General features: G+C 66.1%; 14 protein-coding genes. 8 read left to right on the top strand and 6 right to left on the bottom strand.

Annotated elements, in window-relative coordinates; genetic code table 11:
• The first annotated feature begins 3 nt into the window (after positions 1-3).
• The gene (locus tag G6N66_RS23170; protein ID WP_372515911.1) at positions 4-987 is read left to right on the top strand and encodes a CaiB/BaiF CoA transferase family protein; all 984 of its coding nucleotides are present in this window, start codon (positions 4-6) and stop codon (positions 985-987) included.
• Here the strand turns inward: G6N66_RS23170 and G6N66_RS23165 are convergent.
• Together G6N66_RS23165 and G6N66_RS23160 are read right to left on the bottom strand one after the other, a co-directional pair.
• The gene (locus G6N66_RS23165; protein ID WP_085234653.1) at positions 984-1,292 is read right to left on the bottom strand and encodes a DUF4286 family protein; all 309 of its coding nucleotides are present in this window, start codon (positions 1,290-1,292) and stop codon (positions 984-986) included. The two genes, G6N66_RS23170 and G6N66_RS23165, sit on opposite strands and share 4 nt — an antisense overlap.
• A 21-nt stretch (positions 1,293-1,313) precedes the next feature.
• Positions 1,314-1,625 (bottom strand): 2Fe-2S iron-sulfur cluster-binding protein, encoded by a 312-nt coding sequence (locus G6N66_RS23160; protein ID WP_085234652.1) that lies wholly within the window; start codon positions 1,623-1,625, stop codon positions 1,314-1,316.
• A 90-nt stretch (positions 1,626-1,715) separates the two neighbouring features.
• Between G6N66_RS23160 and G6N66_RS23155 the strand changes: the two genes are divergently transcribed.
• From G6N66_RS23155 to G6N66_RS23140, 4 genes are read left to right on the top strand one after another with little or no spacing between them, the layout of a single operon-like run.
• Positions 1,716-3,137, top strand: a complete 1,422-nt coding sequence (locus tag G6N66_RS23155) for a class I adenylate-forming enzyme family protein (RefSeq protein WP_085234651.1) — start codon at positions 1,716-1,718, stop codon at positions 3,135-3,137.
• Positions 3,115-4,029, top strand: coding sequence for an acyl-CoA dehydrogenase family protein (locus G6N66_RS23150; RefSeq protein ID WP_085234650.1), 915 nt, complete (start codon positions 3,115-3,117; stop codon positions 4,027-4,029). Before G6N66_RS23155 ends, G6N66_RS23150 begins: the two co-directional genes overlap by 23 nt.
• Entirely contained in the window at positions 4,016-5,113 is a 1,098-nt protein-coding gene (locus G6N66_RS23145) for an acyl-CoA dehydrogenase family protein (protein WP_085234649.1), read from the top strand. Before G6N66_RS23150 ends, G6N66_RS23145 begins: the two co-directional genes overlap by 14 nt.
• A 1-nt stretch (position 5,114) precedes the next feature.
• Positions 5,115-5,882 carry an enoyl-CoA hydratase/isomerase family protein gene (locus G6N66_RS23140; protein ID WP_085234648.1) on the top strand — a complete coding sequence of 256 codons (768 nt, stop codon included), beginning with the start codon at positions 5,115-5,117 and terminating at the stop codon, positions 5,880-5,882.
• A gap of 10 nt (positions 5,883-5,892) precedes the next feature.
• Here the strand turns inward: G6N66_RS23140 and G6N66_RS23135 are convergent, their stop codons facing one another.
• Positions 5,893-6,930, bottom strand: a complete 1,038-nt coding sequence (locus tag G6N66_RS23135) for a DUF7064 domain-containing protein (RefSeq protein ID WP_085234647.1) — start codon at positions 6,928-6,930, stop codon at positions 5,893-5,895.
• Positions 6,927-8,084 (bottom strand): sulfotransferase family protein, encoded by a 1,158-nt coding sequence (locus G6N66_RS23130; protein WP_085234646.1) that lies wholly within the window; start codon positions 8,082-8,084, stop codon positions 6,927-6,929. The genes G6N66_RS23135 and G6N66_RS23130 overlap by 4 nt, the downstream gene beginning before the upstream one ends.
• Positions 8,085-8,140: 56 nt before the next feature.
• Between G6N66_RS23130 and G6N66_RS23125 the strand changes: the two genes are divergently transcribed.
• Entirely contained in the window at positions 8,141-8,809 is a 669-nt protein-coding gene (locus G6N66_RS23125; protein ID WP_232079400.1) for a TetR/AcrR family transcriptional regulator, read from the top strand.
• A gap of 30 nt (positions 8,810-8,839) precedes the next feature.
• On the opposite strand, the gene mbp1 is transcribed toward G6N66_RS23125, so the two are convergent.
• Both mbp1 and G6N66_RS23115 read right to left on the bottom strand, forming a co-directional pair.
• Positions 8,840-9,079: a microaggregate-binding protein 1 gene (gene mbp1 / locus G6N66_RS23120; RefSeq protein WP_085234845.1), complete on the bottom strand. Its 240-nt coding sequence runs from the start codon at positions 9,077-9,079 to the stop codon at positions 8,840-8,842.
• 126 nt (positions 9,080-9,205) lie between these two features.
• Entirely contained in the window at positions 9,206-10,078 is an 873-nt protein-coding gene (locus G6N66_RS23115) for a proline iminopeptidase-family hydrolase (protein ID WP_085234645.1), read from the bottom strand.
• Between the two features lie 119 nt (positions 10,079-10,197).
• Here G6N66_RS23115 and G6N66_RS23110 point away from each other — a divergent pair, with 119 nt between their 5' ends.
• Positions 10,198-11,337: a thiolase family protein gene (locus tag G6N66_RS23110; RefSeq protein WP_085234644.1), complete on the top strand. Its 1,140-nt coding sequence runs from the start codon at positions 10,198-10,200 to the stop codon at positions 11,335-11,337.
• Between the two features lie 7 nt (positions 11,338-11,344).
• Positions 11,345-12,211, top strand: a complete 867-nt coding sequence (gene meaB / locus G6N66_RS23105; protein ID WP_085234643.1) for a methylmalonyl Co-A mutase-associated GTPase MeaB — start codon at positions 11,345-11,347, stop codon at positions 12,209-12,211.
• Positions 12,212-12,213: the final 2 nt, after the last annotated feature.

Here is a 12,213-nt window from a genome sequence, read left to right as displayed (position 1 = left end):
ACCATGTTGGCCGGCCCGTATGCGACCATGCTGCTGGCCGATCTCGGTGCCGAGGTCACCAAGATCGAACCAGCCGGCGGCGAGATCTCGCGCGGGGTGGGGCCGTCCTACTTCGCCAGCCTCAACCGCAACAAGTCCAGCGTCTGCCTGGACCTGAATTCCGAAGCGGGACAACAACATTTGGGCGAGCTGGTGGCCGGCTCGCACGCGCTGTTGGTCAACCTCAAGCCCTCGGCCATCCGCCGGCTGGGCCTCACCTACGAGCACCTGCGCCAGTACAACGATCGGATCGTTTGCGTCGCGATCACCGGCTTCGGCCTGCACGGCGGCGACGATCCGGCATTCGACTACGTGGTGCAGGCCGGTTTCGGCATCGCCGCGTTGACCGGTGATCCGGACGGTCCACCGACCCTGCCGGGTTACTCATCGGCGGACAACTCCACCGGAATGGCCGCGGCACTGGGGCTTTTGGCCAAGATCATCTCCGGCACGGGCGGTCAGGTGGACGTGTCGCTGCGCGACGTCATGTTGTCGCAGCTGAACTATCACGCGTCGGCCTACCTCAACAACGGTGTCGAGCCGCAGCGCCGCCCGTATGGCGCGCATTCGTATTACGTTCCGGCCCAGCTATTCCCGACGGCCGACGGGTATCTGGCGCTGTTCATCACGCATGACGGCTTCTGGAAATCCTTTGCCACCGAGGCGGGTATCGGCGGTTTCGAAACGATGGCCGAGCGAGTTGACCGCCGCGACGAGGTGCTGGCGGTCGTCACGGCGATGCTGGCGACCGACACCGCCGCGGGATGGGAAGCGCGGCTGCGTCCGCTCGGAGTTCCAGCGGCGGCGGTCAGGACGCTGCCCGAGGCGCTCAAGGCGACGCCGGAAGTGGTTGTGACTGCGGGCGATTTCCGCCTCGTAGGCAGTCCAATCCACGTTTCCGGTTATCAGCCCGACTACCGGCCTCCGCCGGAGCTGAGCGACAGCTAGACCTCGATGGTCGTCTCGAGCAGCCGCGGGATAGGTGCGGGATCCAACTTCAGGGCGTCGGACATGTGTAGCTGTCCAGCGTTGGCGACCATGTTGTCCAGGATGGCCTGTAGGTCGTCGCCCTCAAGCTCGTAGAGGGCAACGTAGGGGCCGGTACCGTCGACCGGGCGCAGCCTGCGGGCCCCGACGATGCCGTCGAGCGCGAGCAGCTCGGGCAGATGGACCTCGTTGTACCAGGTGTTGTACTCCTGCTCGCGCTCGGGTGAGCTCGGCCAGCTTTCGACGTACATGATGCCCTTGGCCATGAATCGCCTCTCTTGTGACTGCTACTCGTAGCGCACCGTGATTGACGTCGTGTCGGGTACGCCCTGGCATGTCAGAATGTAGCCCTCGGCCACCTCGTCGTCGTCCAGTGCGTCGTTCACCCGCATCGTCGCGTGCCCCTCTTCCAGCTTGGCCATGCAGGTGCCACAGTTTCCGGCCTCGCAGCTGAACGGTGCCTCGAGCCCGGCCCGCCGCGCGGTTTCCAGCAGCGTCTCGCCGGGAACCAGCGGAACCGTCACCTTCTTGCGATCGAGGTGGATCGTTACCGTGCCAGTCTCGGAGCCGACCTCGGCGCCGTTCACCGGACCTGTCATCCGTCTCCCCTGCCGTACTTGTATTCTTCAGTATAGAGAATACTATTCTCACTACGCGATAATGTTCTCAAGCCCTGGGAGGAACAGGACGTGACCGCACCGGCCGCGCTCGTGTTCGAGGAACGGCAATTAAGCCTGCCTCAGCTCGACGCGTTGGTCGGCGGTCTGGCCACGACGCTGACGAAAACCGGTGTAACGGCAGGTGAGCGGGTCGCCATCATGGCCTCCAACCGCCCCGAGTTCGTCGCCGCCCTGCTCGCGATCTGGCGCCTGGACGCGGCCGCGGTGCTCATCAGTCCCGCCTGGAAGCATGACGAGGTCGACCATGCGCTGGGGTTGACGAGCCCGGCCTACGCCGTCGGTGATCACCCGGTGCTGGCCGATCTGATGCCGATGCTGCACCTCGACGACCCGGTCACCCCCGTCGAAGCGATGACGAGCCCGCGCAGGCATGAGGGGCCGGACAACGACGCGCTGCTGGTCTTCAGTTCGGGCACCACCGGTCTGCCCAAGGCGGTGCGGCACACCCATGCGTCGCTGGACACTGCCGTCGGGCAGTGGCGTGACGCGCTACAACTGACGAACCGTGACCGCATCCAGGTCGCCACTCCGCCGTCGCACATCCTCGGCCTGCTCAACATCATCACGGCGCTGCGGACGGGTGTTTGGATGCGGCTGCATCCCCGATTCGATATCGACCGGGTGCTGCGCCACATCGAAAGTGACCGCATCACAGTCGAAATGGCGGTCGCGCCGATCGCGCTGGCCATCGCCTCACATCCCGAACTCGAGTCGTTCGACCTTTCGTCGCTGCGGTTCATCATGTGGGGTGCCACTCCGGTCAGTGGGGACATCGCAGAGATCGTGACCCGGCGTAGCGGCGTGGGGTGGGTTCCCGCGTACGGCACCACGGAACTGCCTGTCATTGCCTGCAATCCGCTTGACGCGCCGCGACTCGACTCCGTCGGGCGCGCCGCCCCGGGCGTGCAAGTGCGGGTGGTCTCGCTGGAGACCGGGGAGCCGCTCGGTCCGGGCGAGACGGGCGAAATTCAGGGTCGGTCGGCATCGCTGATGGCGGGATATCTACCCGCCGAGACGACCGCAGAAGTGCTGTGCGACGGCTGGTACCGCACCGGGGACGTCGGCTGGCTCGACGCAGACGGTTGGCTTCGGATCACGGACCGTCTCAAAGAGATGATCAAGGTGCGCGGCTTTCAGGTCGCACCCGCCGAGGTCGAGACGGTGCTGCATGGGCATCCGGCCGTGAAAGACTGTGCGGTGTTTGGTGTTCCGGACGGGATCAACGGCGAAGCGATCGTTGCCGCGGTCGCCACGCACGCTCCCGGTAATCCCGCGGTGGCGGCCGAGCTCACCGCGCGGGTGGACGCGAAGTTGGCGTCCTACAAGCGGTTGAGCCGCGTCGTATTCGTCGACGATATTCCGCGCCTGCCGTCGGGCAAGGTTTTGCGCAGGATCTTGAAGGAGCGCCATGGATGTACGTCTGACCGCTGAACAACGACAACTGCGCGATGCCGCAGCCAAACTGGCCGACGACCTTGGGCCGGGAGCGGTTCAGGATCTCGACGACGAGAGTCGAATTGCCCGCCTGGACAAGCAGGTTGAGACGACGGGCTGGCGATCGCTGCGTTCAGACGGCGCTTCCGGCGTCGAGGTCGCCATCGTCGCCGAGGAGTTCGGACGCCGGTTGGTCGATGCCCCCTTCCTGGGGCCGGTGCTGGCCGACGATCTGGGCCGGCACTTGGACGTTCAGGATGCCGATGCGCGGGAAAGCACCATAGCCGTTGACGACCGCGCGATCGACGCCCGCGGCTGCCGGCGCGCGTTGCTGCTCTCCGGGACCACCGTGCTGACCGCTGAGCTGCAAACCCCCGGCACCGCAGCGGATTTGACCCGGCTGGAAGCAGCCATCGCCGGGACGCCGTCAACCCTGGGTGAGATATCTCCCGACACCGCCGCGCGCTGGCAAGCCCTGGCCCTGGTCGGCACGTCGGCCGACCTGGTCGGAGTTGCCCGGGGCGCGCACGCCGTCGCGTGCGACTACGCGAAGATTCGCGAACAATACGGCAAACAGATCGGTTCGTATCAGGCGATCGCGCATCTGTTGGCCGAAAGCCTGGCGCTGATCGAAGGCTCGGTGAGCGTGCTCCGGCACGCCGCCTGGGCGGTCGACGAACTCCCGCCCTCCGAAGCGATCAGGGCGGGACAGATCGCAAAGGTCTACTGCGCGCGCGCCACCCGAACCGTCTGCGAGACCGCGGTGCAGGTGCATGGCGGCATCGGCAATACCTGGGAGTGCCTGGTCCACGTCTATCTGCGCCGGGCATTGACATCGACCGAGCTGTGGCCCGTGACGCTAAAGGAGATCGATCTTGGACTTTCGTGACTCCCCGGCCGAGGCTGAGTTCCGGGAACGACTGCGATCGTGGCTTTCCCTGCACGCCAAGGAGTTTTCCGGCTCGGGCGACGAATACTGGGTACGCATGGCCGACTGGCATCGGGCCCTGTACGACAACGGCTTTTTCGGCCTGTCCTGGCCACGCGACTACGGTGGTTTGGAGCTGCCGCCGATCTACGATGTCATCGTCGACGAAGAGCTGGTCCGCGCCGGTGCGCCGCCGCGCCCGAGCGTCGGCTACCTGGTGCACGGCATCGGCAGGCACGGTAGTGACGAGCTTCGGAAACGCTTCCTGCCCGGCATCATCAACGGCACGGAGCGGTGGTGCCAGGGCTTCAGCGAGCCCGGTGCCGGCTCGGATCTGGCGTCGCTGACCACCACCGCCACCCGCGAGGGTGACAACTACGTGGTGCACGGACATAAGATTTGGACCAGCTACTCCGATGTCGCGGACTGGTGTCTGCTGCTGGCCCGTACCGACCCCGAGGCCAAGCGACACAGGGGCATCTCGGCCTTCGTCATCGCCATGAAACAGCCTGGCGTGCAACAGCGTCCGCTGCGCATGATGAACGGCGTGACCAACGAGTTCGGCCAGGTGTTCTTCGACGGTGCCACGGTGCCGGCAGACAGGATGGTCGGCGCGCCCGGTGACGGCTGGGCGGTCGCGATGACCGTCGTCGGGCACGAGCGCGAACCGTCGACATTGGGCTATGCGGCCCGATACGGCAAGCTCGTGCGGGAGTTGTTGGCGCGCTCGGATACTCGGGAGGGACCGGTACCGGAAGAGCTCGCCTGGGCCGCGGTCCAGTCGGAAATGCTGACCCACCATGTCCGGCGGCGGCTGTCCGAACAGCTCGACGGGGTGTCGCACGGGCCGGACGGATCGCTGGATAAGCTCCTGATGACCTGGGTCGAGCAGTCCGTCGGGCACGCCGCGCTGGCGGTCACGGGGACTCGCGATCCGGACTTGCTCAGCGCCTATCTATACAGTCGCGCGCAAAGCGTGATGGGCGGAACATCACAGATACAGAAGAACATCATCGCCTCGCGAATCTTGGGATTGGGAGTCTGACGTGTACGACATGCCTGCTGAAATCGACGTGCGCGCCGAGGGGCCGCTGCGGATCATCACGCTGAACCGGCCCGATGATCTCAACGCGGTCAACGACAATCTGCATGTCGGGCTCGCGCGGCTGTGGCAGCGGTTGACCGACGATCCGTCGGCCCGGGCGGCGGTGTTGACCGGTGCGGGCAGGGCGTTTTCGGCCGGCGGCGACTTCGCCTATCTGGCCGAACTGGCCGGCGACGCCGATCTGCGCGCCAAGACTATCCGCGACGGTCGCGAGATCGTGCTGGGCATGGCACGCTGCCGAATTCCCGTGGTGGCGGCCGTTAATGGCCCGGCCGTTGGTCTGGGCTGCAGCCTGGTCGCCCTCAGCGACATCGTCTACATCGCCAAAGATGCCTTCCTCGCTGACCCGCACGTGCAGGTCGGTTTGGTGGCGGCTGACGGCGGACCACTGACCTGGCCGCTGCATATCAGCCTGATGTTGGCCAAGGAATACGCGTTGACTGGCACCAAGATTCGTGCCGAGCGGGCCGTCGAGCTGGGCTTGGCGAACCACGTCGCCGCGGACCCGGTGGCCGAGGCCACCGCCTGCGCCAAGCGAATCTTGGAGCTGCCCCAGCAGGCGGTGGAGAGCACCAAGCGGCTGCTCAACATTCACCTGGAGCGCGCGGTGCTCGCCAGCCTCGATTACGCCCTCTCGGCCGAGAGTCAGTCCTTCGTGACCGAAGACTTCCGGTCGATCGTCACCAAGCTGAACGCCGGCAAAAACTGACCCACTCTGTTCACGCCATAGAAGCGCGGGCGGTGGATCGTTCCACCATGCCGATCACGGTCTCGCCGTTATAGCTGTAGCGGGCCAGCCCCTGCTGTAGCTGCAGTCCGCCGCCGACCTCCGGGGGCATGATCATAAACGTGGACGCCGTTGTGCGGCCGTCGATTTCGATGGTCTTGCCGGCTGCCTCGAGCACGAGCGAGATATCCTCGCCGTCGGGCTGCAGTCGAGTCAAGAACGGCGCGTCGATGACTCGGGCCGGGACGAGTTGGCCGTCCTCGACGATGTAGCCCTCGTTGTAGGTCGGCTTGCCATCCGCGCGCGGCGGATACACCTGGAAGCCGAACCCGAAACCGCTTGGGAACGCGGCGGCTTGCCAGACGTGTCCCCGCAACGGGGCCAGCCGACGCACACCCTGGCGGCGGATGCGGTTGGCGCCGCCGTCGAGCTGGTGGGTCTGGTCCCCGACGGTGATGCTGCCGGTGGCGCGGCAGAGCTGCTCGAAGCGCCACGGATAGCCAATCAGGTAGCCCTCCTCTTGGGTGGACAGGACGTGCCGCGCTTCCGCGCTGGTGGAGCCATTTTCCCAGGGCGGCAGGATGGGCCGAATATCTATCTGCGCCTTGATCGCAACGCGATCACCCTCGGCGGACCACGGCGTCCACCCGGCCATCTGCGCATCGACGGTGGTGGCGATGGCCTGCCCATCGAGCTTGAGGCGAAGATGCCGATAGGGCTCGATCATCTCGAAGGACAGCGGGCCGGCGCCGAGGATACGCGGCTTGCCGTCGGCGGCCAGCGGGTCGTGCACGGGCCCGTTGCCGAAGACATTGAAGACGCGTCCATCGGCGAATGCGAGGTTGACCTGAATATCGTGGGTGTCCCACTGGTCGGCCACGGCCTCGATCCCGACGCGGGGGATGCCGAAACTGCCGTTGTCGTCCCAGATCCAGGCGTTCACCGACTCGCGGGCCTCGGGGTCCTCGGGCTGGCCGGCCCACACATATTCCCAGTCCTCGCTCAGGCCGCCGGTCACGTCGATGGTCATGACTGGACCGCCGATGCGGTCCAGGTGGTCATGCGCTGGACGTAGTCGGCGAACAGCGGGCGCACGTCATCCAGGCTCAAGCCGAACGCCGACGAATCGGGATGCGTGTTCGGCAATCGTGCTGCCCCCGCGACCTGCCACCACTGTTGCATGCCGCTCTCGAACTCGGCGGTGACGGGTTCGCCCAGCCACGCATACAGGCGCCTGACCTCTCCGATCGGATCACGTTGCACCGCACCGAAATCCAGATCGAAAAACCGATCATCGTTGCCGCCATCGCGGAACTCCAACGCGCGCCGCATACCGACCGACCACTGTTCGACATTGAGCTGCCCTAGGTACTTACGGTCCACCGTGTTCGAGGTCATCTGCCCGAACTCGGCGTAGAGATCGGCGACCGACAGGATTACCTCCGTGGGGTCGCGGTGCGTCCACACGTACCGCGCGTCGGGGAACGCGTTGTCCAAGTGTGGGAGAAAGAGCAAGTGCGTGGGGCACTTTAACCGCCAGGGCCGGCGGGGCTGACCCCACTGCAACAACTTCAGTGCCCGCCTTTCGTAGGCGTAGGTCGGTGTGAGATCGGCATCTACCAGCCACCGCGAATAGGACGGGATGTGCGCGAACGCTTGAAAGTACTGGCTTTTGAAGTCGAGCGCCATCAGGTCTTGACACTCCTCGGGTCCCGTCGGCGTCGACGGCACCAACGCGGCCAGGCGCGGCGCGGCGGCATCCATCATCTCTTGCTGGGCCGCCGCGGCGGCGATCCGGGGATCGGGGCCCTGGACGGTCGATGGCGGCGGGCACGGCTCACCGGCCTCCCATCGGCGCAGCGAACGTGCGTGTGGATCTTCGGCGAGTAGGAACGACAGCGCGGTCGAACCCGTGCGCGGCAGACCGAGGCCGATCAACGGGCGCTCGATCACTTCGTCCTCGATTTCCGGGTGGCGCCGGTACCAGTCCTCGATGTGCAGACGGTTCTTCAGGGATTTCATGATCAGGTCGTGGACGATGAACTCGCCGACGGGGTTTAGATCGGCTTCGGTGTTCAGTGATTCGACGAGGACGTCCAGCCCCTCGCGGAACGAATCGGTGCCGAACTCGTCAAGCCCGGTATCGCGGCGCGCAGCGTCCAGCAGATCGGTGACCGACTCCACAGGCGGCTCTCCTTCGACGGCTTTACCCGTCAGCTAATTGGTGTCACCATGATGACGTGACCAACGAGGGGCTGTCAATGCTGAATTCGTCCGATGCGCGCGCGGCCTCGCCGCGCCCGTACCGCAGCCCGGTGCGTGAGCAGAAGACCGCCCAGACGCGGGAGCGGATCGTGCAGGCCGGGGTGGCGATCGTCGAACGCCTGCCCGACATGGATTGGAGCGCGATGACGTTTCAGGCCGTCGCCGACGGAGCGGGGGTCAGCAAGCGAACGGTGTTCCGGCACTTCGCAACTGAGCGAGAGCTGCACGACGCCGTGATGCAGCGGTTTCAGGAGCGCGCCGGCGTGAGCTACGAGCAGGTCGACCTGCACGGGGTGGCCGCCGTGGCCCGCCGGGTCTTCGAGGCGCTTTCGGCCTTCGCGGTTTCGTCCTGGGGTACGGAACCCGATGACCCGACGTTTACGGCCATGGACCGTGCTCGCGGCGACGCTTTGCGCGGCGCCGTCGCGGCCGCGGCGCCGGATTGGTCAGCCGAGCAGCGCGCGTTGGTGGCGGGCGTGCTGGATGTGCTGTGGAGTCCGCTGTCCTACGAACGCCTCGTCGTGCATTGGGGGGCGAGCTCGGCGGACGCCATCACGGCCATCGAATGGGCGATCGGGCTTGTCGTGCGCAGCGTCGAATCGGCGCAACCACCGCAGCCGAACGGCGGGGACCGGCGCCGTTGATCGGCGCCAGTCCCCGCGGTCGGTGTGAATCTACTTCTGGGCGGCCTCCTGGCGGCTCTCGGCCGTGTCAGCAGCCGCACGCGCGGCCTCCGCCTGGGCCTCTTTCTTGGCGACGTCGCGTTCGGCTTGCGCCTTGTCCTGCTGGGCGCGGCCCTCCTTGCGGAGACCCTCGTGGTTGAACACGATGCCGATGATTTCCTTGGTCTTGCCGATGGCATCCTCGATGACGCCCCTGATGGCGGCCACCGGTCCACTGTCGCGGTCACTCATAACGAGCCCCACCTTTCTCACGTTGACGGTTTCGTACCGCGTACCCAACGGGGGCGGCGCGGCAATCGTGCTAACCGAAGATTGGGCTGTGGCGTCCATCACGCCGACCGTCTGCGGGATCGACCGTCAAACGGTGTCGTGCAGCCGTAGGAAGTCCCGCATCACCCGATCGAACCGGTGCGGCTCCTCGATGAAGGGCATGTGTGCGCTCGATTCGAAAAGCTCGAATTGCGAACCACCGATGCGCTGATGCATCTCCCACATGTGTTCCGGTGCGCATTCGTCGAATCTGCCGGCCAGGATCAGGGTCGGCAACGCGATCTCGGGTAGGCGATCAAAGACGTCCCAGCTTCGCATCGTCCCGACGATGCGAAAGTCGCTGGGCCCGAACATCGTTTCAAATATCTCGGCTCCCATGCCACTGAAGGCTTCGGTCAGCTCCGTGGGCCAGGGCAGTCGACGGCACAGGTACGTCTCGTTCCAGGCGCGGATGGCGGCCTGGTATTCGGCCGAATGGGTCGTGCCGGCGGCCTCGTGACGGTCGATCGCGGATTGGGTCGCCGGATCAAGCTGCGCCTTCAGGCGCGCGACCATGTCCGAGAACAGAGGTATGGACGCGATGCTGTTCGAAATGATCAGGCTGGCAGCTTGAGACGTCACGTCGAGCGCATACTGCTGTGCCAGCATCCCACCCCACGAGTTGCCGAAGATGTGAAAGCCGTTGAGCTCCAACGCCTGTATGACGGCATCCATTTCGGCCACGGAGCGTTCCATCGTCCACAGCTCGACGTTCGACGGGCGCTCCGAACGGCCGCAGCCCAACTGATCCCAGAAGACGACCTCGCGTTCGTCGGCCAGCCGCTCCAGCGAACGGATGTAGTTGTGCGGCAGACCCGGCCCGCCATGAATTGCAAGCAACGGCAGACCGGGCCCACCGCCGACCCGCTTGAACCAGACGGTTCCACCGGGGACCGGGATCGTTCCGGAGCGCTCAGTCATTGCCCGCTGATGCTAGTGCAGTCGCGGGCAACGGACCGCGAAGCTCGCCCGCCTTGCAACTCCCGCTCTCAGAATGAGAGAATCGTGTTCTCGCATAATTTCCGAACAGGAGAAGACCTGTGCCTGAAGCTGTCATTGTGTCCGCCCTGCGCACCCCGATCGGCACCGCACGCAAGGGAACGCTGCGGGACACCACCGCATTCGAGCTCGCCCACCACGTGGTTTCCGAGGCGGCCGCGGATTTGGACCCCACGCAGGTCGACGACGTGATCCTGGGCGAAGGCCTTAACGGCGGCGGCGTCATCGCCCGCCACGCGGCCATCACGGCGGGACTGTCCCACGTGCCCGGTTTGGCCAACAACCGGCACTGCGCGGCCGGCCAGGCGGCGGTGCAGAGCGCGGCGGCGAGCATACGAGCCGGCATGGATCAGCTCGTCATCGCGGGCGGCGTGAACTCGGCGTCGACATCGCCGCGGTCCCGAATCCAGGTCGACGGCGAGTGGGTGGACTGGTTCCCGCCGACCCACCCGGACCGACCCGACGCGCCGAATCTCGACATGTCGATCACCGTTGGCTGGAACGCCGCGGTCAAAGCGGGCGTGAGTCGCGAGGAGATGGACGAATGGGCGCTGCGGTCACACCGCAATGCGCTGGCCGCGATCGACGAAGGCCGCTTCAAGGAGGAGATCGTTCCGATCGAGACGCCGCATGGGTTGTTCTCCGTCGACGAGCACCCGCGCCGTGACACCACCCTGGAGAAGCTGGCCGGACTCAAGCCGCTGCACCCGGAAATCGAGGGCTTTTCCATCACCGCCGGTAATGCCTGCGGCGCCAACGACGGCGCTGCGGTGTTGACCATCGCCAGCGACGCGCTCGGTCTGCCCGCCCTGGCCACCGTGCGGTCCTGGGCGTCCGTCGGCGTCGACCCCGCGATCACTGGCCTGGCTCCGGTCGACGCGATCCCGAAAGCCCTTGCCCGCGGCGGTCTTTCCATCTCTGATGTCGATCTGTTCGAGATCAACGAGGCGTTCGCGTCGATGTGTGTGGCCACCATCAAGCTGCTCGAACTGGACGCGGACAAGGTGAACGTCAGCGGAAGTGGCTGCGGGCTGGGACATCCGGTGGCGGCAACGGGTGCCAGGATGCTGGTCACTTTGGTGCACGAATTGCGCCGGCGCGGTGGTGGTATCGGCGTTGCGGCCATGTGCGCGGGCGGCGGGATGGGCTCCGCGACGGTCATCGAGGTCGCTGCGCCATAATCGGGAGATGAGCATTGCCGACCTGATCGCTAGCGCGTGCAACGGATCTCAACGCGCAGCGGGTCGGTTACTCAGCCTCGTCGAGGGCGAGCAGCGCGGCGAAGTGCTGGCGAGCATCGATCCGTCAGCGCTGCGCACGGGCCTTGTAATTGGCATCACCGGACCGCCGGGCGCGGGTAAGTCGACGACGATCGCCGCCCTGGTGAGCGCCTACCGGGACCGCGGCAATCGGGTGGCCGTGCTGGCCGTCGACCCGTCGTCGCCATTCAGTGGCGGCGCGCTACTGGGGGATCGCATCCGAATGGCGGCCCACATCAACGATTCCGACGTTCTGATTCGTTCGGTGGCCACGCGTGGTCACCTCGGGGGTTTGGCCGCCGCGGTCCCGGCGGCCATTCGGCTGCTCGGTGCGATCGGCTACGACGTGATCCTGCTGGAGACCGTGGGGGTAGGGCAGTCCGAGATCGAGATTGCCGCCGTTGCGGACCCGACCGTCGTCGTGCTCAATCCCGGTGCCGGCGACGCCGTTCAGGCGGCCAAGGCCGGGGTGCTGGAGGTCGCCGACATCGTGGCGGTCAACAAGGCCGACCGAGAGGGCGCCGAGCAGACCGTGCGGGATCTGCGGGCCGAGACCAAGGCCCCGATCGTCAGCCTGATCGCCGCGCGCGGTGAGGGCGTCGCTGACCTGGTGGCCGCGATCGATGACCATCACCGCACCGACAGTCGCGATCGGCGCGTGGCCCGTGCGCGGGCACAGATTTTGTCGATGGCGCAAACTCGGTTGCGAACCCACCCGGATCTTGACCGGCTCGCCGAATCGGTCGTCGACGGCCACGACGACCCCTACACCGCCGCAGAGGGTCTCTTGTCGTAGCG

The sequence above is a fragment of the Mycobacterium conspicuum genome, assembly GCF_010730195.1.
Classification (GTDB): domain Bacteria; phylum Actinomycetota; class Actinomycetes; order Mycobacteriales; family Mycobacteriaceae; genus Mycobacterium; species Mycobacterium conspicuum.
This window is presented reverse-complemented; position numbering and strand designations above follow the sequence as displayed.